The 22,002-nt window shown below is 45.1% G+C and carries 20 protein-coding genes; 6 read left to right on the forward strand and 14 right to left on the reverse strand.

What is annotated here, in order from left to right:
• Window positions 1–8: 8 nt before the first annotated feature.
• Genes rmgS through rmgP form a run of 3 tightly spaced genes read right to left on the reverse strand, consistent with a single transcriptional unit; the run spans window position 9 to window position 2,603 of the window.
• Window positions 9–512 carry a rhamnogalaturonan transport/degradation protein RmgS gene (gene rmgS, locus NST22_RS15655; protein WP_010886596.1) on the reverse strand — a complete coding sequence of 168 codons (504 nt, stop codon included), beginning with the start codon at window positions 510–512 and terminating at the stop codon, window positions 9–11.
• A complete protein-coding gene (gene rmgQ, locus NST22_RS15660) occupies window positions 509–1,630 on the reverse strand; it encodes an unsaturated rhamnogalacturonyl hydrolase (RefSeq protein ID WP_014906487.1) in 1,122 nt (373 codons plus the stop codon). Before rmgQ ends, rmgS begins: the two co-directional genes overlap by 4 nt.
• A gap of 7 nt (window positions 1,631–1,637) precedes the next feature.
• Complete coding sequence (gene rmgP, locus NST22_RS15665) at window positions 1,638–2,603, reverse strand: polygalacturonan/rhamnogalacturonan ABC transporter permease (RefSeq protein WP_003229209.1); 966 nt, start codon at window positions 2,601–2,603, stop codon at window positions 1,638–1,640.
• A 215-nt stretch (window positions 2,604–2,818) separates the two neighbouring features.
• Here rmgP and NST22_RS15670 point away from each other — a divergent pair, with 215 nt between their 5' ends.
• The gene (locus tag NST22_RS15670) at window positions 2,819–5,137 is read left to right on the forward strand and encodes a helix-turn-helix domain-containing protein (protein ID WP_009968004.1); all 2,319 of its coding nucleotides are present in this window, start codon (window positions 2,819–2,821) and stop codon (window positions 5,135–5,137) included.
• Between the two features lie 40 nt (window positions 5,138–5,177).
• Here the strand turns inward: NST22_RS15670 and NST22_RS15675 are convergent, their stop codons facing one another.
• From NST22_RS15675 to NST22_RS15720, 10 genes are all read right to left on the reverse strand, one after another.
• Window positions 5,178–6,674 (reverse strand): extracellular solute-binding protein, encoded by a 1,497-nt coding sequence (locus NST22_RS15675; RefSeq protein WP_004398776.1) that lies wholly within the window; start codon window positions 6,672–6,674, stop codon window positions 5,178–5,180.
• A gap of 24 nt (window positions 6,675–6,698) precedes the next feature.
• Entirely contained in the window at window positions 6,699–7,559 is an 861-nt protein-coding gene (locus NST22_RS15680) for a carbohydrate ABC transporter permease (RefSeq protein WP_010886597.1), read from the reverse strand.
• Window positions 7,560–7,765: 206 nt separating this feature from the next.
• A complete protein-coding gene (locus NST22_RS15685) occupies window positions 7,766–8,527 on the reverse strand; it encodes an NAD(P)-dependent oxidoreductase (RefSeq protein ID WP_003245974.1) in 762 nt (253 codons plus the stop codon).
• A gap of 76 nt (window positions 8,528–8,603) precedes the next feature.
• A complete protein-coding gene (gene bioI / locus NST22_RS15690) occupies window positions 8,604–9,791 on the reverse strand; it encodes a biotin biosynthesis cytochrome P450 (RefSeq protein ID WP_004398783.1) in 1,188 nt (395 codons plus the stop codon).
• Between the two features lie 68 nt (window positions 9,792–9,859).
• Window positions 9,860–10,867 carry a biotin synthase BioB gene (bioB, locus tag NST22_RS15695; RefSeq protein WP_004398967.1) on the reverse strand — a complete coding sequence of 336 codons (1,008 nt, stop codon included), beginning with the start codon at window positions 10,865–10,867 and terminating at the stop codon, window positions 9,860–9,862.
• Window positions 10,868–10,869: 2 nt separating this feature from the next.
• Window positions 10,870–11,565, reverse strand: coding sequence for a dethiobiotin synthase (gene bioD / locus NST22_RS15700; protein ID WP_004398591.1), 696 nt, complete (start codon window positions 11,563–11,565; stop codon window positions 10,870–10,872).
• Complete coding sequence (bioF, locus tag NST22_RS15705) at window positions 11,562–12,731, reverse strand: 8-amino-7-oxononanoate synthase (protein WP_009968008.1); 1,170 nt, start codon at window positions 12,729–12,731, stop codon at window positions 11,562–11,564. The genes bioD and bioF overlap by 4 nt, the downstream gene beginning before the upstream one ends.
• Window positions 12,721–14,067 (reverse strand): adenosylmethionine--8-amino-7-oxononanoate transaminase, encoded by a 1,347-nt coding sequence (gene bioA, locus NST22_RS15710; RefSeq protein WP_004398913.1) that lies wholly within the window; start codon window positions 14,065–14,067, stop codon window positions 12,721–12,723. The genes bioF and bioA overlap by 11 nt, the downstream gene beginning before the upstream one ends.
• A complete protein-coding gene (bioW, locus tag NST22_RS15715) occupies window positions 14,057–14,833 on the reverse strand; it encodes a 6-carboxyhexanoate--CoA ligase (RefSeq protein WP_009968009.1) in 777 nt (258 codons plus the stop codon). The genes bioA and bioW overlap by 11 nt, the downstream gene beginning before the upstream one ends.
• A 209-nt stretch (window positions 14,834–15,042) precedes the next feature.
• On the reverse strand, window positions 15,043–15,942 hold the full coding sequence (locus NST22_RS15720; protein ID WP_004398709.1) for an alpha/beta hydrolase: 900 nt from the start codon (window positions 15,940–15,942) through the stop codon (window positions 15,043–15,045).
• A 217-nt stretch (window positions 15,943–16,159) separates the two neighbouring features.
• Here NST22_RS15720 and NST22_RS15725 point away from each other — a divergent pair, with 217 nt between their 5' ends.
• The 5 genes from NST22_RS15725 to melA are packed head-to-tail and all read left to right on the forward strand — an operon-like array spanning window position 16,160 to window position 21,557.
• Window positions 16,160–17,194: a LacI family DNA-binding transcriptional regulator gene (locus NST22_RS15725; RefSeq protein ID WP_004398480.1), complete on the forward strand. Its 1,035-nt coding sequence runs from the start codon at window positions 16,160–16,162 to the stop codon at window positions 17,192–17,194.
• A gap of 33 nt (window positions 17,195–17,227) precedes the next feature.
• Window positions 17,228–18,508 (forward strand): ABC transporter substrate-binding protein, encoded by a 1,281-nt coding sequence (locus NST22_RS15730; RefSeq protein WP_004398680.1) that lies wholly within the window; start codon window positions 17,228–17,230, stop codon window positions 18,506–18,508.
• Complete coding sequence (locus tag NST22_RS15735) at window positions 18,501–19,412, forward strand: sugar ABC transporter permease (RefSeq protein ID WP_003246003.1); 912 nt, start codon at window positions 18,501–18,503, stop codon at window positions 19,410–19,412. The genes NST22_RS15730 and NST22_RS15735 overlap by 8 nt, the downstream gene beginning before the upstream one ends.
• On the forward strand, window positions 19,409–20,239 hold the full coding sequence (locus NST22_RS15740; RefSeq protein WP_004398630.1) for a carbohydrate ABC transporter permease: 831 nt from the start codon (window positions 19,409–19,411) through the stop codon (window positions 20,237–20,239). The genes NST22_RS15735 and NST22_RS15740 overlap by 4 nt, the downstream gene beginning before the upstream one ends.
• 19 nt (window positions 20,240–20,258) lie before the next feature.
• Window positions 20,259–21,557 (forward strand): alpha-galactosidase MelA, encoded by a 1,299-nt coding sequence (melA, locus tag NST22_RS15745; protein ID WP_003246000.1) that lies wholly within the window; start codon window positions 20,259–20,261, stop codon window positions 21,555–21,557.
• Window positions 21,558–21,578: 21 nt separating this feature from the next.
• On the opposite strand, the gene NST22_RS15750 is transcribed toward melA, so the two are convergent.
• On the reverse strand, window positions 21,579–21,890 hold the full coding sequence (locus tag NST22_RS15750; protein WP_004398993.1) for a rhodanese-like domain-containing protein: 312 nt from the start codon (window positions 21,888–21,890) through the stop codon (window positions 21,579–21,581).
• Window positions 21,891–22,002: the final 112 nt, after the last annotated feature.

Consider the following 22,002-nt stretch of genomic DNA (forward strand, 5'->3'; position numbering starts at 1 on the left):
CCTCACCTCTATCGGGCTTCAGTTAGTTGAGAAATCAGCTGCAGCGCTTCCTCTGTTTTTTCAGCATACACAGGGATAAACGCCGCCATATCGCGATTCAATTGAAAAGAATAGCCGTTCAGCTGTTTTTTCCCTTTTTCGATCTGAACGGCATAGATCGTTTTTTCTCCTGTTTTTTTATTAACAGTTGTATAAGGAGATGTTTTTTCAGGAGGCAATCCGTTTAACGGCTGAAAATTTTCCGGATCATCGTAAGCTTGAAACATGTCTTCAGGCACGATGAAAACATCTCCCTCATGGGCGGTAATTTCAGTCAGCAGTTTTTCCTGAAAAGCTGGAAAGATATCGACCTTCCCGGCATTCTGCTCGGCGGCCTTTTTTATTTTTTCCTGTACGCCAGCCTGCATATCAGAAAAGAGAATGACATGCATTCCGTCCGGCCTGCTTGAGCATGATGCCAAAAAGAGCACTGAGACGATCACACACAAAGCCGTACGTATCCTTTTTGTCATTTCCCCGCTGACCTAAAAAGAGGCTCCAGCTCTGTCATAGCTAAAATAAACGCGCCGGCTCCGTGCAGATCGTTTGTGCTTCTTTCGCGGCTGACATAATAGTCATAGAAACCGGCTGACGTTCCGACACATATGTCTTTGACGAGAAACGCTCCGTCTTCTGATGTTTCGGTTTTATGCTGAATCAAGCCTTGATACGCTTTTAGCAGTGTTGTTTCGTAAGCTCTGTCTAGATAGCCTTTATTGATTCCTTTTGCGATTGCGTACATGTACAGACAGGATCCTGAGCTTTCCAGCCAGTTATCAGACCTGTCTCCCTTATCAACGATCTGGTACCATAACCCCGTCTCTTTGTCTTGATAGCGACAGATGCTTTTAATCATGTCCTGCAGCGTGTTTTTCCACACATGACGGTTCGGATGCTTCTTCGGCAGCTCTTCAATCATGTCAGCAAGAGACATGACGTACCAGCCGATGGAACGTGCCCAAAATTCCGGTGAACAGCCTGTCTCTTCATTGGCCCAAGGCATTTTTTTCGCTTCATCCCAGGCGTGATAAAAAAGTCCGGTTTTTGCATCCTTCGTATGCTTTCTCATCAATGACTCCTGAAGCACAACCTGATCAAACAGCTCCGTCTCCTGCTTCAGATTGGCATATTTCAGTGCAAACGGCCCCCCCATGTATAAGCCGTCAAGCCACATTTGGTAAGGATAACCGTCTTTGTGCCAAAAACCGCCCTCAGACGTCCGGTTCAGTGTTCCATATAAGCTGCGCAGCCTTTTTGCCGCTTTGACATACCGTTCATCCTTCGTCTGCTCGTATAATGGAAAAAGAATGAGACCTGCTTGAATGGCGTCCAGTTCATCTCTTCTAAATAATAGATTGCCATTATCATCGATTAAGAGATCTGCATAAGCCTTCGCATACTCAAAATACCGCTTTTCCCCGGTTGCTTCCCACAGCCGCAATACACCGCATAAGAAAACACCCTGATGGTAGTGCCAGCGGTTTGCAGGTGGCAGCTCCTCGACTGTGTACGTGTTCATAATGGTGTTTGCCAATGCCTCCGCGTACGTAAGAGGCGATTTTACAGCGATTGATTGATCCATTGATCCCATCCCTTTCCTAATAAATTCCTTCCTCGCCAAATTTCTTCGCCAAACGATTCGCTAGCATGACCAAAATCAGCCCGACCGCCGCTTTAAATACGCCGACTGCTGTACTGTAGCTGAATTGGCCCTGTTTCAGCCCTGCAGTATAAACATACGTATCAAAAATTTCCGCCACTTCCCTGTTAGTCGCATTTAACAGCAAATACACATGCTCGAAGCCAAGCTCCAGCGTGTCTCCGATTTTCAAAATCAGCAAAACGACGATAACGCTTTTAATGGCGGGCAGCGTAATATGCCACATTTGCCGCAGCCGTCCCGCTCCGTCCATTTTCGCCGCTTCATACAGCTGGGGGTCAACCGCTGTAATGGCCGCCAGATAAATGATCGTCGACCAGCCCGCTTCCCTCCAGATAACCTGCAGAATATACAGGGGCCGGAACCATTCTTCGTTCAGCAGAAAATTGATTTTTTCACCGCCAAAAAACACAATCAGTTCATTAATCAAGCCTCCGTCTACCGTTAAAAGCACAAACGAAAGCGATACAACAATGACCCAAGACATAAAATGCGGGATATAAATCAGCGTCTGAACAAATTTTTTAAAGAGAGCAATCCGCACTTCGTTCAATAGAAGCGCCAGCAGTATCGGCACCGGGAAAAATATGGCCAGGTTCAAAGCAAATAACACGAGCGTGTTTTTTAACAAGAGAAAAAATGTAGGCTCAGTAAACAGCCTGATAAAATGCTTCAGCCCCACCCACTCACTGCCCAAAATGCCGAGGAACGGCTGATAATCCTGAAACGCAATCACAATTCCCCACATCGGGACATACTTAAAAAGCAAAAAATAAATACACCCCGGCAAAATCATCAAGTACAAATATTTTTGTTGAATCAGCTTGATTAGTAAGCGCTTTCTTTTTTCTTTTTTAAAAATGACTGCATCAACAGCCGGCGCTTGCGCTTCTGCTGTTTTCATTTTTTCCTAGCCTCCTTTCACGGATTCTTGCATTCACTGTAGCGCAGCAGGCAAAAGTCCGTCTACAATCATATGATCACATCCTGTTTTATCCCTTTATAATCAAGGGTTCAGCCGGTCCACCTGAAAAAAAGACACCGATATTAGAAAATGATTATTGACAATATCTATCAATCTTTGGATTAATTGTATTAAGGTGAAGTGGATGTTATGAAATGGGGGGTTTTATGAAAAGAAGCCAATACAAGTTTTACTACAAACTGATCACGTTTTTCTGCCTGCTCAGCACCATTCCGGTTATTTTGGTCGGATTATTTTCGTACGAGCACTCTCAGAAAACGGCTATTTCCAACGTTTCGGAGGAAAAATTCGACACACTCCAGCAGACCCAGCAAAGCATCGAGCATATATTGAAAACCGTCGATCACTCTTTAACCCACTATGTGAGTTCGCCGCCTCTCCTTCGCACATTGTCCGAGCCTTTGCACTCAGACCAATTTCAAATCTATAACCAAGTGAACCAAGAGCTCAATTATCTGCAAAGCTTTGATACCGATCTGTCCAACATGACGTTAGTCAGTTATACGAAAAAATGGTACATGAACAATTCCGGTTTGTACCGTTTGAATACAGACACTCTTCATGAAGCAGCCTCAGCGTACACGAAACAAAAAGCGAGCCGCTCCTATTGGACGCTTGAGGAAAACAATCATTTGATTTCAACCAAAGAAGGCACAGCAGAAAACTGCCGCTACAATATCAATTTAATTAAGCAGCTTCCTTTGAACAGCACAAATACAAAGGGATTGGCCGCCGCAAGCATCCCGAGCTGTTCGCTTGTCAAAAATATGCCCGGCTATTCAAACGCCAACAACCTGTTTATCATCGATGAAAAAGGCCTCATCATCCTTCATAACAATATGTCTGACGTTGGTGAATCTCTTCATAACGACGGCTTTGTCCAAAAAGTGCTGGCGCAAACGGCCAATAGCGGACAGTTTGAAACAGTGATTGACCGGATTCATTATAAAGTCACCTATCAAAAATCTGACTATAATGCATGGACTTATTTTTCTCTCGTTTCCCTGCCTGAGTTAAAAAAAGAAGCCAAATCAATCGGCTGGATCACTTTTGCAGTATGCCTCATTTTGTTAACGCTTTCATTGCTGTTCTCTTGGCTTGGCTCCCGCCATTTTTACAAGCCGATCAGGGTGCTTTACGAATCATTCGCAAGACATGGAGCCATACAAGAGAAACAACAGCCTCCTCAAAATGAATTTGAGTTAATTGAACAGAGCTTTAAGCAGCTGAAGGACAGAAATGACGACCTTGAAGAAACGATGAAGCAGCAGGCCACTCATCTGCAGCAATATTTTATGGTCAGGCTTATGCTTGGAAAACTGACGGATGAGGAGGTTGATAACCGTTTTGAAAGCCTCGGCTTAAAGCAAAATTGGCGGCACCTTGCCCTGCTTGTGCTCCAAATTGACACACTGAATCATACGCCTTATGAGAAAAAAGATATGGATCTGCTTTTGTTTGCCGTCAACAGCCTGATTGAGCGCAACATCCCGACGGACAAACATCTTGCCCCCGCCGTAGTTGACAAACAGCAGGCGACGATTTTGATCAATCAAAGCGGGACAAAGGAAGAATTCATGGCTGAGCTGAATGAGACTGCAAGGATGATTCAGGAAAAAGCGGAAGCTGAGCTGCAGCTGTCTGTCAGCATCGGCATCAGCCAGCCGTTTGATGTGCTGACAAAAGCGAAAACAGCCTATGCGGAAGGCTCAGAAGCGTTGAAATATCGGCTGAAAGCGGAAAACAAGTCGATCATCTTTTACGAAGACCTTGACCAGAAAAAAACCTTCAAAACCCATTTTCCAAAGCAGCTTCAGCATGAGCTGTTCGATGCTGTCAAAGCAGGAGACAAGGAGAAAGCGGATAAATGCCTGCACGCGATTTTACAAGCCATTTTCACCCAGAACACCAACCCGTATCAATTTCAAATCGCCATCGCCCGTTTTTTGAACCATGTGATTGAGCTGATGCATGTGCTTGGGATCGAATTGTTTGAGCTTGAAGAAAACAAAATGCTGTATGACCAAATTTTTGAGCTGAAAACGTTCGAGGATACCGAAAACTGGCTAAAGAATGAGTTTATTGATCCGATGACAGACAAAGTGAACGCCCGCGCGGATGCCCAGTACAAAAATATTTCCGACAACATCATTCATATCATCCATCATGAGTTTGAATCCGAATTGACACTGGACGAAATCGCACGCAGGCTGCATTACAACCCAAATTATTTAAGCAGTATTTTCAAAAAAGAAATGGGAATTTCATTCAGCGAGTATGTCTCAAGCTACCGACACCATATGGCGAAAAGCTGGCTTGCCGAAACCGACATGGCGGTCAAGGACATTGCCGAAAAGCTGAAATATAAAAACTCCCAAAACTTCATCAGATCATTTAAGAAGCTGGAAGGGATTACACCGGGAAACTACCGCCAGCAAAAAAGAAGCATGTAAAAAACCCAAAACCGCTTGCGCGTTTTGGGTTTTTCCAATGTTATTTTGCTTGTTTAAACGCTTCTTCGTATTCCTGAATAATTTGTTTTCCTCCGCTTGACTCCCATTTTTCCACTTCTTTATCGAACTGGCTTTCTGTGATGTCTCCAATCATATATTTGTAGGTCGCGTCATCAATGATTTTCTTCAGTTCGTCACCCCGTTCCGACTCCGATGCGGAATACAGGCTTTCAGCCGGGTTTGAGACGATAATCTTTTCATTGTCCTCGGTCAGCTCCTCGTACGCCGTCCGAAGCGGATCTCCAGTGTTTTTTAAGTAGGCTTTATCAATGGCAATTAAAGCGGACAGCGGCTGAATATCAGTCTGCCAGTCTTTTACCTGGCTTTCTTTGCGTGTAAACGTTTTGTCCTCACCTTTGTTGTAATGAACGCCGTCAATGCCATAAGTCATCAGGCTATAGACATCTTCTTCGGCAATTCGGTCAAAAAACGCCAAGATCCGTTTAAGCTCAGCTTCCGTTTTCACACTCGTTTTCGGGAAAGCAAACACGCCGTTATGGCCTCCTGATGCCCATACCCGCTCTTTCCCATCTGGGCCTTTTATGCGGTTGATGATCTCGAGCTTCATCGATTTATCAGAGGCATGGTCGCGCAGATTGACCGCATCTACCATATTGCCAATATAAATTCCGGCTTTTCCTTGAGAAAACAGCTCTTGCTGCTGGGTTTTGCTTGTGACGGGAAAATCCTTATTCATATACCCGTTATCACGCAGCTTTTTCATATAGTTCATCGTGTCTTTGTATTCCTGTGTCATGAAATCAGGCGTGAATTTGCCGCCCGATTCCTTCCAATCTGTCGGCATGCCTTCATACGAGCCAATCGTTTTAAACGCGCCGTAAATCAAGTCATTACGGTCTGCCAGCCCGAATGTATCATCTTTCCCATCCTTGTCCGGGTCGTCCTCCGTAAATGCTTTGGCCACTTCATAAAGCTCATCCAACGTTTTCGGGGTTTTCAAATTTAAATTGTCCAGCCAGTCCTTCCGAATGACGATCCCCTGTCTGGAAAGCGGGCGCTCTCTGTATATCCCGTAGAGCTTGCCGTCAATTGTCACATTTTTATTAATGAGTTTGTTCATTTTGTTTAAGTTGGGATAATCCTTGATATAATCGCCGATTTCCCAAAACATTCCTGACCGAAAGGCATTCATGACTGACGAATTTTTAATATCCTGGATGGTCACGATTTGCGGAAGATTGCCGGCTGCAAGCGCTGCATTCAGCCTGTCTTCTTTCACCGCGTCTGGAACCCAGGTGATGTCGAGTTCTGTATTTGTCAGCTTTTCAATTTCTTTAATCGCCCTGTCTTTCGGCGGCTGCTGGTGATACAAAATCGCCATCCAAGACAGCTTTACCTTTGAATCTGGGCCAGCTTTGCCTTCAGCCGAAGACTGATCAGTTCCTTTACAGCCCGCCAGCACTCCGCCGAGTGCCAGTACAAGCACAATCAAAAGCACCCTCCATTTGTTTCCCATCGTACCCCTCCGTTTCATATTTCTTTATCCTTTGACAGATCCCAGCAAAGCTCCTTTTGCAAAATGCTTTTGTATAAACGGATAGACAAGCAGAACAGGGATGGTCGCCACCACTATGACCGCCATTTTAATGGTTTGCTCAGGCGGCGGGCTGCCCGACCCCATTTCAGACATATCCCCCTGCATACCGCTTGATACAATGACGATTTGGCGCAGAAGCACCTGAATTGGCCATTTTGCTGAATCATTTAAGTACAAGATCGCTGTCATATACGTGTTCCAATACGTGACCGCATAAAATAGTGAAATCGTTGCGATCGCAGGAAGAGACAGCGGCAGCACAATTTTAAAGAATATGCCCAGATCATTGCACCCGTCAATTTTCGCGGACTCTTCCAGGCTTGACGGGATATTTTGAAAGAAGTTTTTCAGAATGATCAGGTTAAAGGCATTAATGGCTGTCGGCAAAATAAGCGCCCAGTAAGAATCGAGCAATCCAAGCGATTTGACCACAAGGAAAGTCGGAATCATGCCGCCGCTAAACAGCATCGTAAATACGACGAGAAACATGAGCGGCTGCCGGCCGATTAAATCACGGCGGGATAACCCGTAAGCCATCAGTGACGAAAGAAACATGCTGACCGCAGTGCCTATCACTGTCACAAACACAGAAACAAGCAAACTCTTATAAATAATATCTGTTGAAAAAATGTAGCGATAAGCATCTAGCGAAAAAGTGGTCGGTATTAAAATAAATTTTTTCGACACGACTTCTTCTACTGTGGCAAAGGATGCTGCGATAACATGAATGAACGGAAGTACGCATATTAAAGCGAACATCAGCAAGAAACCATAAATCAACATATCAAACAGACGGTTTTTCAGTGAATGTGCGATAGCTCCCACCTCCCTTTGTAAGCGTTATCATATTTTTGGAAACCGAGCTCAGCATGTGACGATATCGTGTCTAAAATGTAGCAAATCTGTGATTGCCATGTCTATAATCATTTGAACAGTGTCCCCGGCCGGGCGGGGGCTGCCGCGAATTGAGACCGATAACAAAAGAAAAAGAGCATAATCTTAGAAAATGATTATGCTCCGTTCTCCTCCTCGTTCAGAAGTTCAGCCGTATTGATTTGTGGCGAAAACCCAAGTTCATTCACGGCAGATTCAATGGACCATGGCCGGCCCGGATTATCAGAGACGGCGTAATAAGTGCCATACCGGATGTTGGTCTCAATGGCGGCTTTGAAAATCGACAGCAGATCGGGGTGAGAAAGCAGTGTCTTTTTCGTCCGTTCTTTTTCATGCAGCGTATCCATTTCATCTGTCACGACTGTTCCGATTCGAAGGTTGATTACTGATAGCTTATTTTCCAAATAAAACAAATGGCCGATCTGTTCAGAGGTCAGCTTTAATACACCGTACAAGTTTTTTGACAGCGGATAATCGCTTGTTGTGATTTCCCGTCCTAAGAGCGAGCGCCCGTCTTTTTCATATACATCTGTGACATGATTGCTGCTGGCGAACACGAGCTTTTGAATGCCGAGCTCCGCTGCCGCACGGCACAGATAATAGCTTGCCCTATAGAAAACATCCGTCATTTTTTCAAACTCAGCGATGTCCATAATATCGTATTTGATTTTCACAGCGAGTAAATTCAAGATGGCATCGGTATCTTTTGGAATCTTCTTCAACAGCTCCTCATAATTTGCCGCGTCAGCCTGAATGGAAGAGGCTTTGCCATCGAAATGATCTTTATCAAGCACAGTCACTTCATAGTCTGAAATAAGCCCTTCAGCAAGCAGTCTCCCAATCACACCATTTCCGCCGGCGATCAGCACTTTTTTCACGATGTTCACTCCCCTTTTTTATAGATTGCCCATTTTCGGCGGGGCTGACACTTTTTTGGCACTCACATTCTTAGGCTTATTCAAAAGTCACCGGCAGCTCCTCAAGCGCCCGAAATCCAAAAAGCGGCCGATACCGCCATTCAAAATCCGCAAGATTAAGGCTGGGCATTCGCTGCAGAAGAGTGTTAATCGCAATTTGCGCTTCTAATCGTGCCAGCGAGGACCCTAAGCAAACATGATGGCCATGCCCGAATGAAAGATGCGGATTAGGACTTCTCGTAATATCGAAGACATCGGGGTTCGTGAATATGCTAGGGTCTCGATTAGCCGCTCCTAACAAAAGATAGACTTGTTCTCCTTGACGGATCGTCACCCCGCAGATGTCAATATCCTCTGACGCAACTCTGGCTGTCATTTGCGTGGGGCTTTCATAGCGTAAACATTCCTCGACTGCGGTACCAATAAGATCTGGATTTTCTCTCAGTTTCAAAAGCTGTTCTGGATGCTGCAGCAGACAAAGGACTGAATTGCTGATGAGATTGACCGTTGTCTCATGTCCGGCGATCGCCAGCAATATGCACGTAGATGCCGCCTCCTCTTCCGTCAGCTTATCCTTTTCTCTCCCCTTCAAGAGCATGCTGATCATATCCTGTTGAGGGTGGCGTTTTCTCTTTTGAATCAGCTCTTTGAAATATGCCATAGCCTGCACAGCCATAATATTGCCCTCTGTTAATGCCTTTCTTGAGCGGGTAAAATCAATCGTTTGAATGAGACTCGCAGCCCACTCCTTTAATTGCTCCCTATCTTCCTCCGGTACACCTATAATGTTAGCTATGACAAAACTTGCTAAAGGAAAAGCAAAGTCCGAAATGACCTCCATCTTTTTTTTACCTTGCACTTGATCAAGCAAATGATGGACAGTTTCAATGATATACGGCTGATAACTCTCTGTCGTTCTCGGCGTAAACGCTCCGCTGGCAAGCGTCCGCAATCGTCTATGATCAGGCTGGTTCTGAAACAGCATCATTTGATTTTGCACATGTGAAAGGTCCTGATATTTGGTTGAGCTCTCAGGCAGCGGGGTGCGGACTTTGAATCTCGCATCTTTCAAAATAGCAGCCGTTTCTTCATATCCTGTGACATACCAGCCCGGGTATTTTAAGAAACTCCCTTTATAGATAGGATGAACAGCTCGCAATGTGTCGTAAAAAGAATATGGGTTTTTCAAAAACTCAGAAGATGCAGTTGACGATGCAATTGTCACGTGATTTTCTCCTTTCTGTTCAAAAATAAAAACAATCGACATCATACCGATTGCTTTTATTGATTCTTTCAGCTTTTCGCACTTAAACTAGCCTTCATTTCTTCGACTGATTCAACTTCAAAGCCTAAATCACTCAGCATTTTATGATCCTCCGTCTCCTCTTGCCCGGCAGTTGTTAAGTAGTCTCCGACAAAAATGGAGTTTGCGGCGTAAAGCCCTAATGGCTGCAATGTGCGGAGATTGACCTCTCTTCCTCCGGAAATGCGAATTTCTTTTGATGGATTGATAAAACGGAACAGCGCCAGCACTTTTAAACAATACAGCGGGTTTAATTCGTTGACGCCTTCTAACGGCGTGCCATCAATTGCATGCAAAAAATTCACAGGAATGGAATCCGCGTCAAGAGCCTTCAAGCTTTTGGCGATGTCAATGACATCCTGTTTCGTCTCCTTCATCCCGATAATGGCGCCTGAACACGGAGACAGCCCCGATTCTTTTGCGATTTCAACCGTATTGACTCTGTCATCGTATGTATGTGAGGTTGTGATGTTTGAATGGTTTCTCTGTGACGTATTCAAATTATGATTATAGCGGTCTACTCCTGCATCTTTGAGCCGCTTCGCCTGCTCTGGCTTCAACAGTCCAAGACATGCACAAATCTTCAGTCCATACGTCTCTTTAATTTCCTGAACCGCATCTACGACCTGATCCACTTCTCTGTTAGACGGACCTCTGCCGCTTGCCACGATACAATATGTGCCGATATTCAGATCGTGCGCCCGCTTCGCGCCTTCAAGCAGCGTTTCCTTATTCACCATCCGGTAAGACTCAATCGGCGCTTTCGAAATCGCAGACTGTGAACAATAGCCGCAGTTTTCCGGGCAGAGCCCGGATTTCGCATTCATAATCATATTGAGCTTTACTTTTTTTCCGTAAAAGTGTTTTCTGATGTGAAAAGCCCCGTGCATTAATAGCAAAATATCTTCATCAGGACAATGTAATATTGAAAGCGCCTCTTCGTCAGTCACTTCTGCTCCAGCCAGCACCCGGTCTGCGAGTTCCATCCATTGATTCATTCTCATACCCCCACTTGATTCATCAGTAATGATAGATTGATATGGTCTTTTACCATATGTAGAACCGTTTCTTTCGTCACGTTGGCAAGCTTTGGCGTAACCCCTAAAATCGGCACACCGCATAAGCGCTCAATCATCTCAGGATTGGTTTTTTCATCTTCATCAGGAGAGTCACTGATTCCATTGATGATAATTCCGGCGATTGGAAGCCCCATGCTTTCTGCATATTTGACAGTTAAAAAGGTATGATTAATGGTTCCAAGGCGAGGACGCGCCACAATAATCATGGGAAGCTGCAACGCTTTTATGACATGACTGACCAAATAGTCCTCTCCCAATGGCACAGAAATACCGCCTGCACCTTCTACGATGAAGCATTCATGTTTTTCTCTAATCCGCCCCCAATGGCTTAAAACCTCTTCCATGGTGACAGTCTTTCCCTCAAGTTTCCCTGCAACGTATGGTGCAAGCGGCGCCTTGAAGGCAAAAGGCGTAATGTCTTCATGAGAAAGACTGGTCTGCGACATATCTTTCAGCAAACTTGTATCACTATCTGGATGATGGCGCGATATCCCGCTTAAAAATGGTTTATACACCCCGACATGTCTATTATTGTCTTTCAATAAGGCAGCAAGACCGCTGGATATAACCGTTTTCCCTACTTCTGTATCAGTTCCCGTCACAAAAAAACCCCTCAAATGATGTGCAGCTCCTTTCCGATTGAATGAAATGTTTGCAGCAAATGATCAATATCACCCATACTGTGGTCAGACGTGATTGTAATTCGAATCCGGCTTTCACCCGGCGCAACGGTTGGCGGCCGAATGGCAGGAGCATAAATTCCCTTGCCCTGCAGTTTTTCAGCAAATAGGACCGTTTTATGGGCATCGCCAATGACTACAGGAATAATCGGTGTGTGATCTCCTTTCACCACATAACCCATATTCTTCAGACTGGTTCTGATCATGCTGATATAAGAAAATAAAAGCTGTCGTTTTTCCCTGCTGGCTTCAATGATGTTGAAAGCCTCGTGAGCAGCCGCACAGCTGGCTGGCGGAATAGCGGTTTGAAAGATAAATGTTCTGGCATGGTTCAGCAAAAAGTCGATGAAGACCGCTGATCCTGCCGCAAAACCTCCTTCCGCGCCAACAGCTTTGCTTAAGGTGCCGATAACAATGTCGGGACAAACACCAAAGTATTCACTCGTTCCTTGTCCCGAATCGCCCAAAACTCCTGTTGCGTGGGCATCATCAACGACCACGAAGGCATGATAGCGTTTCGCAAGTGAGATGATCTGATCAAGAGGGGCGATTGTGCCATCCATGCTGAATACTCCGTCTGTTACGATAAAACGGCGCTGATAACGCTGTGTTTCATTCAGCTTGTTTTCAAGATCATTCATATCAATATGCCGATAAACAACTGTATCAGCCTTAGAAAGTCGGCAGCCGTCGATCATACTTGCATGATTGAGCTGGTCACTTAAAATGACATCTTCCTTTTCTGGCAAGGATGAAAGGACACCGACATTGGCCAAGTAACCGCTCGAAAACAGCAGGGCCGCTTCTGTCAGTTTAAAGCTGGCAATCTTCTTTTCTAGCTTTTCATGCCAGACCGAATTGCCTGTCGTTAAACGTGAACCGCTGCTTCCTGTCCCAAATTGCTGCAATGCTGTTTGGGCTGCATCGATCAAACGTCTATCGCTTGCGAGCCCTAAATAATTGTTTGAGGACCAGACCGTTTGATTTTCGCCATCAATATTCCTCTCTGGAACCGGCGCTCCATCCATTGACCGCAGGTTACGATGTACGCCGGCTTCTTTCATTCTGTCTAACCGCTCGTTTAACCAGGAATCAATCTTCAAGGCTCGTAACCTCGTGGATCGCTTGTTTCATAATGGCAACCATTTCCGAGAGCTCTTCAGCTGTGCTGGCAAGAGGAGGAAGAAATGCAATCACGTCCCCAAGCGGTCTTGTCAGCATTCCTAACTCTCTCATTTTTAAGGAAACTTTGTATCCAATCCGCCGATCAGCCGGGTAAGGTTCTTTAGTTTCCTTTGATCGTACAAGCTCTGCACCGCACATAAAGCCAAGCTGCCGAATATCCCCAACATGAGGAAGAGCGTGCAGATCTTGAAGAAGAAAATGGAGCTTTTTACTTTTTTCCGCTACTTGTTCCACAATGTTTTCAGATTCAAATAATGCCAGATTTTCAAGCGCAACCGCACAGCCAAGCTGATTGCCTGTATAGGAATGGCCATGGAAAAAGGTTTTTAGGTTTTCATAATCATCATAGAATGCCTTATAGATGTCTTCAGTGGCAAACGTAACGGCAATTGGCAAATAGCCTCCTGTAATGCCTTTACCGGCAGCCATCAGATCAGGCTGGACATTCTCGTGCTCGCACGCAAACATTTTTCCTGTACGGCCAAAGCCTGTAGCGACTTCATCAACGATCATTAAGACATCGTATGTTGTACATAGCTCGCGCACGCCTGCCAAATATCCTTCCGGCATCACGATCATACCGGACGCGCCTTGTACCATTGATTCAATGGAAAGCGCGGCAATTTCCTCATGATGTTCCTCAAGCAGCTGTGCAAGCTCTCGGAGGCACTGATCACGGCACTCATCAGGATCACCGCTTTCAGAACGATACACATAAGGAATCGGGGCCTTGTAACTCTCGAACATCAACGGGCCGTATACGTGGTGAAAAAGCTCAATTGAACCGACACTGACGGCGCCAATCGTATCACCGTGATACCCGTTTTTCATTGCGATGAATTTTTGTTTCTCGGGCTTCCCGATGTTCTTCCAATACTGAAACGCCATTTTTAGGGCTATTTCCATCGCCTCTGCGCCGCTGTCTGAATAAAAGACCCGCGTGAGCTTTTTTGGGCTGATGTCGATTAATGTTTCGGCAAGCTGGGTTGCTGGAACATTGGTCATGCCCAATAACGTGGAGTGCGCAATTTTTCCGAGCTGTTTTTTTATGGCGTCATCTAGTTCTTTTTTGCGGTGTCCGTGGACATTAAGCCAAACCGATGAAAAACCGTCATAGTATTCCTTGCCGTTTATGTCTTTGACTTTGATTCCAGTCCCGCTTTCGATGATTAAGGGGTTTTCATCATAATCTTTCATTTGGGTAAATGGCAGCCAGAGGTGCTTTTTACTTTTTTCTATCAAATCATGAGTCATGATCTTCCTCCCACTCTATTAAAATAGGCTGCTTCTCCAGGTCATGTATGTACGTGTTTACATCATTGGATCCATCAATAAAAAAGACTCGGCAGCCCTCTTCAGTCCCGTATTCTTTCATTGCTGTAATACGCTGATAGCCCATTTTCTTACCCGCAACATAGCCTGTTATGTAATCCGGATCGTCCGACCAGCATAATTCTGCAACGACTGCCGGGTGCCGGCTTACCTTTGAAGCGAGCGCAAGGGCCTCTTTTATTCTTGAATGAGCTGGCACGTGACTGTGAAGCGCCCATTTTTCAAAATTAGCGTCCGGCCAATCCATTCTGGAGACCCGCACCCCTTTTTCTTTTGTTTGATCCATTCGCTTGCCTGTATGAATATCAAACAACACCGCACCCCTGACATCTGACCATTCAGGGATTTGTTCATATGCTTTTTCAATCACGTCTCGTGAAACGCCTTCTTTTTCCAATAACAATCGGGCAAGCTTTTGTCCTTCTTCCGGGCAGCTCACTTCATTCGTATGCACAGGCAATGGCTGAATGGTTTTTATCGATTCATGTACCTCTTCAAATTGAATTTGCATAAAATCAGGTTTTCCTCTTGAATGGGATAACCCTTTTTCTAATAAAGCATTGACTGTATGCTTCATCTCATGGAAAGGAATAAGCCGTTCTCCGCCGGATATATGCTTTCCGCCGTCTTCATGAGATCCATTCATTGAAGCCCTCATTCTGACACTATAAAAAGTTTCTTCTTGCATCATTTCTCGCCCTTTCACTGATAACTGAAGAACGTGTAGCGCTTCTCACCTAAATTGTTAACCAATTATATTCAAAGGTTAACAATTAGAATATATTATTCTCTCCTGTTTCTGTCAATAGAAGAAAGGATCGATTTATGGCAGTTGGTTAAAAGGAAACAAAAAGACCGTTTTCACACAAAACGGTCTTTTTCGATTTCTTTTTACAGTCACAGCCACTTTTGCAAAAACCGGACAGCTTCATGCCTTATAACTGCTGTTTCGAAATGTCCCGAAGCAGAACGGACCACTCGGTAGCAATCAGCAGCTCCCTGTCCAGCATAGACAGCTGTCAATTCTTTTTCGATTTTGTCCACGCCCTCAGCCGGCGTTAACCGATCGTGTACACCAACAAGACTAAGGTGCGGGCGCGGCGCGATCAGGCTTTGGATCTCCGATGCGGAAAAATGCTTTGCAAGCGATGGGACGTAATAATAAAAGCCGTGCCTGTCAAGATTCTGTGTTTTGATCAGCACGTGATGATCCACCTGGCTGCACAAATCCACACACACCTTAATCCGGTCATCGAGCGCCGCTGTCCACCACGCCATCAAACCTCCCATAGACATGCCGATGGTTCCGATCCTGTCAGGCTGAACATCAGAGCGTGACTGCATATAGTCTAACGCACTTAAACTGTCATAAATCATCATCCCCCACATCACTTTTCCGGTGAGAAGCATTTCTTTAAATATCTCGCTTTCCGCTTTTCCCCGCCGATCTCCAAACCCCCAATGATCAATCGCAAGAACGCCGTATCCGAGTGAAGTAAGCTCATCAGAAAAAGAAGGCGTTTTCAAATAATCCGCTCCCTCAATCAGCTCACTTTTTCCCCTATCATACTGGCCTCCATGCGAATGCTGAAACAATACGGCTGGGCACGGTCCTTCTGTTTTCTTCGGCTTCACAAAATAAGCGGGCGCCTTTTCATGTCCATTTAAATCGAGCAGGAGCGTTTCAACGATATTTTCTTCTCTTTCTTCAATACGTAATGTCTCAACACTGATTGGCCTCCGATCAGGCAAATCACCAAGCAATCGAAACAGTTGCTTTCTTCTTTCGGCTCTCATCCCATCACCCTTCCTTATTCGCTTACTTCACATTTACGAGACAGATCTGGGTTCCCCTTTATTTTTCCAACATAAATCACATCATTTACTAAATATTTAGTAAATATTATGGAATATTTCGAAAACAATTATTGTAACCGCTTACTTTTATATGATAATATCAATTTATCAAAAACAGATGAGTTAATATTTTACTAAATAGATGAGAGGGATACCCATGGTTCGTATTAAAGATATCGCCTTGAAAGCTAAAGTTTCCAGCGCAACTGTGTCCAGAATTTTAAATGAAGATGAGTCGCTTTCTGTTGCGGGCGAAACGAGACAAAGAGTCATCAACATCGCTGAAGAGCTTGGTTATCAAACCGTTGCCAAACGCCGAAAATCCCGCGGGCAAAAACAGCGGGCTCAGCCGCTGATCGGTGTGCTGAGCTGTCTGTCCCCTGATCAGGAAAGGCAGGACCCTTATTTTTCTTCCATTCGGAAAGGGATTGAAAAGGAATGCTTTGAACAGGAAATTTTCATTACAAATTCGATTCATCTCGGCTCCTTTCAGGAACATATCTTTCGGGAATTGGATGGTGTCATTGTCATCGGCCGTGTTCATGATGAAGCGGTTAAGCATATCAGCGGGAGGCTGGAGCATGCCGTATTTATCAATCATTCACCAGATCCGCAAGCATACGATTCGATTGGCATCGATTTTGAATCGGCTTCACGCCAGGCGATTGATCACCTTTTCGACTTAGGCTACAAACGGTTAGGCTACATTGGCGGACAAGAAAAAGAGCATACGCTGAAGGACGGCCAAAGCATTCGCAGAACGATTGAAGATAAACGCCTGACCGCTTTTTTGGAGTCAGCCGCCCCCCAGCCTGAGCATGTGCTGATCGGAGAATACAGCATGCGTGAGGGCTATCGCCTGATGAAGAAAGCAATCGATCAAGGCCATCTGCCGGAAGCATTCTTTATTGCCAGCGATTCTATGGCGATCGGCGCATTAAAAGCGCTGCAGGAAGCCGGACTGCAAGTGCCGCGGGATACCGCAATCGTCAGCTTTAACGGCATTGAGGAAGCTGAATTTGCCAGCACGCCTTTAACGACGGTGAAGGTATACACAGAGGAAATGGGCCGGACAGGCGTAAAACTGCTGCTTGACCGTCTCAATGGCCGAACGCTTCCTCAACATGTCACCCTGCCTACAACATTAATCGTAAGACAAAGCTGCGGATGTACAGCAAAGGAGGTGACATAAGCAAAGATTCATCACGATGATAAGGAGGAAAAGATGAAACACACTTTTGTTTTATTTCTCTCTCTTATTCTGCTTGTTCTGCCCGGGTGTTCAGCAGAGAAAAGCTCAGCAGATACCGCAAAAAAGACGTTAACCATTTATTCTACAATGTCAACCGACAGTGAAAGAGATACGTTCAGAAAACTAGCGGCAGCATTCGAAAAGGAACACAGTGACATTCATGTCAGCCTTCATTTCCCAGGCAATGACTATGAAAATATGATGCGTGTCAGAATGGCGGCCAATGATTTGCCAGATCTATTCGATACACATGGCTGGGGGAAAATCAGGTACGGAGAATATACAGCGGATCTCCGGGATATGAAATGGACTCAAGATCTTGATCCCAATTTAAACAGCATCCTCAAAAATAAAAGCGGAAAGGTGTATGCCTATCCAATCAATCAGGCAAAAGACGGTCTGGCGTATAATCGCAATATTTTAGACCGTTACGGCATTGCTCCGCCGGAAACCATGGATGACTTTATCAAAGCACTGAGAACGATTAAAGAAAAGAGCAAGGGAAGCATTGTTCCCTTCTGGTTTGCCGGATATGACAAAAGCTCATTCGCCCAATATTACGACCAATTCGCTACACCTCTTCTCATCACAGACCCTGCCCATAATGAAAAAAAACAGCTCATCAACGGCACTTTTCAATGGAGTAAATTCACTTATTTATCAGAAATCCTCAAACAAATGCAGAAAGAAAAATTGATCAATATCGACGCCGTCACGGCAAAAAAATCACAGCTCATTGAATTAATGGCCCAAAACAAAATCGCCTTTACAATGCAAGGCGGCACACTCGGCCAAGACGTTGCCCAGATCAACCCGAACGTCAAGGTCGGCATTATCCCGACACCTGCCATCCATCCCGGTGATGACCCGATATGGATCGGCGGTGAACGCTACACCCTTGCAGCATGGAAAGATTCGCCTCAATTAAAAGAGGCAAAAGATTTTATCGCATTTATGGCCCGCCCGGCCAATGCCAAACAAATGGCTGAAGCCACATCGCTTCCTTCAGGGCTGACCAATGTGAAAGCTGATATTTTCTACGCAAACGATTATGAGTATTATCAAGATGTCAAAGTCGAGCCTTACTTCGACCGGTTATACTTGCCAAACGGAATGTGGGATGTCCTGGGCACGGTTGGGCAGGAGCTCGCGGCTGACATTTTGGCGCCTCAAGACATTTCGCAGAAGCTGGGAAGAGAATATAAACGACTCCGGGAGCAATCCGAAACACAGGGAGCTGAAAACAATGAGTGAGATCGCAAGGGACGTTCATGTGAAACAGGTTAAGCCAAAAAAGCAGTCCTCACTTTGGTGGATGTACATTCCTGCTTTGCTCTCCGTTCTGGTCTTTATGATTTACCCGTTTGTGAAAGGCACATTGATTACCTTTACAAACTGGAACGGATTTTCACAAGTCTACCAATGGGTTGGATTCGCGCAATATGAAAGGCTGTTTTCTGATCCTGATACTTGGCATATCTTAAAAAACACGCTGCTTTACGGGCTTGGCAGCACCTTTTTTCAAAATGTGGTCGGGCTTCTGTACGCTCTCCTCTTAAATCAAAGCATTAAAACGAAAGCGGTAACAAGAACAATTGTGTATTTGCCGGTGATGATCAGCCCGCTCATTATGGGCTACATTTGGTACTTTTTCTTCTCCTATGACGGAGGCGCGCTCAACGATTTGCTCGGGGTCTTCGGCATCAGCCCTATTAATGCGCTCGCCAGTCCCTCGCTCAATCCATGGATCATTGTCATGATTAACACCTATCAATATGTCGGGATCGCTATGGTTGTCTACTTAGCCGGTCTGCAAAGCATTCCGAAAGACTACTATGAAGCGGCGCAAATGGATGGCGCGAAACAAGGCCAGCAGTTTTTTACCATCACGCTGCCGCTGTTAATGCCCTCCATTACCATTAATATAGTCATCAACATTATCGGAGGCTTAAAGCTGTTTGACGTCATCATTGCACTCACCGCAGGCGGCCCCGGAAATGCGTCACAATCCATGTCCACGTTTATGTATGATTTGTATTTCAAACGGCAGGATGCCGGCTATGCCGCAACGCAAGGCATATTTATGGCATTTGTCATTTTGATCATCAGCTTTTGCGCGCTTGCGTACTTTAAAAGAAAGGAGACGGAAATGTCATGAGAGCCGCCCGTACAAAAAGCATGCGGATCATTACGCTTCTTGCAGCCATTGTGGCCTGTGCGCATTTTATTCCTTTTTATATCCTGCTGACCACTTCATTGAAAGCAAAAGGAGACTACAGTTCGAAATGGATATTTCCAGCCGACATCTCCTTTCATAATTTTTCAGAGGCGTGGGAGCGCGCTTCGCTAGGAAACTCTTTTATAAACACCATGATCATCACAGGTTTTTCTGCCTTGTTATTAATTATATTCGGCTCACTTGCCGCCTACCCGCTTGCCCGGCGGGAAACGAAACTGAATAAAGCCGTTTTTGCCTTGCTGATTTCCATTATGATCATCCCTCCGTTAACGTCCATGGTTCCTTTGTACCGAATGGTCGTGGACGCCGGAATGGTCAATACACACGCAATCGCCATTTTCATCAATACAGCGGCTTACATGCCGTTAACCGTATTCTTATATTCAGGCTTTATCCGATCGACCATTCCAAAAGAGCTTGTAGAAGCCGCAAGAATTGACGGTGCAGGCATGCTGAAAATCTTTTTTACGATTGTGTTTCCTCTGCTGAAGCCGATCACTGCGACCATCTGTATCATTTCTTGTGTCTTTATTTGGAACGACTATCAATTTGCCATTTTCTTTTTACAAGATCAAAAGGTTCAGACATTAACAGTAGCCATGGCAGGTTTTTTCGGAGAAAACGCAAACAACCTTCATTTAGTTGCCGCAGCGGCACTTATGGCAATGCTGCCGATGGTTGTTCTGTTTTTGGCGCTGCAAAAATACTTTATTGCCGGCCTGTCTTCCGGAGCGGTAAAGGGTTAACATTAAAGGGGGAAGCAATATGAAAAAGATTACATTTATCGGTGCAGGGAGCACGATTTTCGCCAAAAATGTTTTGGGAGACTGCCTGTTAACAGAGGCACTGAATGGATTTGAGTTCGCTCTTTACGACATTGATCCCAAACGCCTGCAGGAATCCCAGCTCATGCTCGAAAATCTAAGAGACCGTTATAACCCAAGTGTGGCCATCAACAGCTATGATGACAGAAAACTCGCCTTGCAAAACGCAGGCTATGTCATCAATGCGATTCAGGTTGGAGGATACAAACCGAGCACAGTCATCGATTTCGAGATTCCTAAACGGTATGGGCTGCGCCAGACGATCGCCGATACAGTAGGCATCGGCGGGATATTCAGATCTCTCAGAACAATCCCGGTCTTATTTGATATCGCAAAAGATATGGAGGAAATGTGCCCTGACGCATGGTTCTTAAACTATACAAATCCAATGGCCACTCTTACAGGCGCCATGCTCCGCTATACCAATATCAAAACAATCGGGCTCTGCCACAGTGTTCAAGTGTGCACGAAGGATTTATTTAAAGCTCTCGGAATGGAGCATGACGGAATTGAGGAACGCATTGCGGGCATTAATCATATGGCTTGGCTTTTGGAAGTCAAAAAAGACGGCACAGATTTATATCCAGAAATCAAAAGGAGAGCGAAAGAAAAACAAAAAACAAAGCATCATGATATGGTGCGGTTTGAATTAATGGATAAGTTCGGCTATTATGTCACGGAATCGTCCGAACATAACGCAGAGTATCACCCGTACTTTATTAAACGGAATTACCCTGAACTGATCAGCGAGCTGCAAATCCCGCTCGACGAATATCCGAGAAGGTGCGTCAAGCAGATTGAAAATTGGGAGAAAATGCGGGATGATATCGTCAATAATAAAAACCTTACGCACGAACGCTCAAAGGAATATGGTTCAAGAATTATAGAAGCAATGGAAACAAACGAACCATTCACCTTCGGAGGAAACGTCTTGAATACAGGGCTGATCACCAACCTTCCTTCAAAAGCGGTTGTGGAAGTGACATGCGTCGCCGACAGAAAAAAAATTACACCGTGCTTCGCCGGAGAACTGCCTGAGCAGCTTGCAGCCTTAAACCGGACGAATATTAATACACAGCTGATGACAATCGAAGCGGCTGTCACACGAAAAAAAGAAGCGGTTTACCAAGCTGCAATGCTTGATCCGCATACAAGCGCGGAGCTTTCCATGAAGGACATCATCTCCATGTGCGACGATTTATTTGCAGCACACGGCGATTGGCTTCCGGAATACAAATAAAAACTAGGGGACCGCTCTCCCCTAGTTTTTTGGTTTTGTTTCGCCTTCCCAGGCCATCATGCCGCCTTCAACATTGACTGTTTTAAAGCCTTGCTCATCCAGGTACTTGCAGACGTTCATGCTGCGCATTCCTGAGCGGCAGATAAATACGTACTCTTTGTCTTTATCAAGGGTTTCCATTTTTTCAGGAATATCCCCCATGCGAATATGAACGGCTTGCGGGATCATGCCTTCCGCTACCTCTTCATCTTCTCTGACATCAATTAAATATAATTCTTCGTCCGCCTCAATTTTTTCTTTCAAAGCGGCTGTGCTGATTTCTTTTATTTCCAAAGAAAACACTCCTATTCACAGTGATCATGTTCAGTATATCAAAGTCAGCCGAACGATTGCTATTCTGAGACTGATGAAAAAAAATCCCCTTTTGGCAAAGGGGATTTTTTCT

The organism is Bacillus sp. PS237, assembly GCF_037963345.1.
GTDB lineage: Bacteria > Bacillota > Bacilli > Bacillales > Bacillaceae > Bacillus > Bacillus subtilis.

Bases quoted from the DNA above. Each gene is read 5' to 3' on its own strand.
- rmgS (WP_010886596.1), bottom strand. From the start codon at position 512: ATGACAAAAAGGATACGTACGGCTTTGTGTGTGATCGTCTCAGTGCTC.
- rmgQ (WP_014906487.1), bottom strand. From the start codon at position 1,630: ATGGGATCAATGGATCAATCAATCGCTGTAAAATCGCCTCTTACGTAC.
- rmgP (WP_003229209.1), bottom strand. From the start codon at position 2,603: ATGAAAACAGCAGAAGCGCAAGCGCCGGCTGTTGATGCAGTCATTTTT.
- NST22_RS15670 (WP_009968004.1), top strand. From the start codon at position 2,819: ATGGGGGGTTTTATGAAAAGAAGCCAATACAAGTTTTACTACAAACTG.
- NST22_RS15675 (WP_004398776.1), bottom strand. From the start codon at position 6,674: ATGGGAAACAAATGGAGGGTGCTTTTGATTGTGCTTGTACTGGCACTC.
- bioB (WP_004398967.1), bottom strand. From the start codon at position 10,867: ATGAATCAATGGATGGAACTCGCAGACCGGGTGCTGGCTGGAGCAGAA.
- bioA (WP_004398913.1), bottom strand. From the start codon at position 14,067: ATGACTCATGATTTGATAGAAAAAAGTAAAAAGCACCTCTGGCTGCCA.
- bioW (WP_009968009.1), bottom strand. From the start codon at position 14,833: ATGCAAGAAGAAACTTTTTATAGTGTCAGAATGAGGGCTTCAATGAAT.
- NST22_RS15720 (WP_004398709.1), bottom strand. From the start codon at position 15,942: ATGAGAGCCGAAAGAAGAAAGCAACTGTTTCGATTGCTTGGTGATTTG.
- NST22_RS15725 (WP_004398480.1), top strand. From the start codon at position 16,160: ATGGTTCGTATTAAAGATATCGCCTTGAAAGCTAAAGTTTCCAGCGCA.
- NST22_RS15730 (WP_004398680.1), top strand. From the start codon at position 17,228: ATGAAACACACTTTTGTTTTATTTCTCTCTCTTATTCTGCTTGTTCTG.
- NST22_RS15735 (WP_003246003.1), top strand. From the start codon at position 18,501: ATGAGTGAGATCGCAAGGGACGTTCATGTGAAACAGGTTAAGCCAAAA.
- NST22_RS15740 (WP_004398630.1), top strand. From the start codon at position 19,409: ATGAGAGCCGCCCGTACAAAAAGCATGCGGATCATTACGCTTCTTGCA.
- melA (WP_003246000.1), top strand. From the start codon at position 20,259: ATGAAAAAGATTACATTTATCGGTGCAGGGAGCACGATTTTCGCCAAA.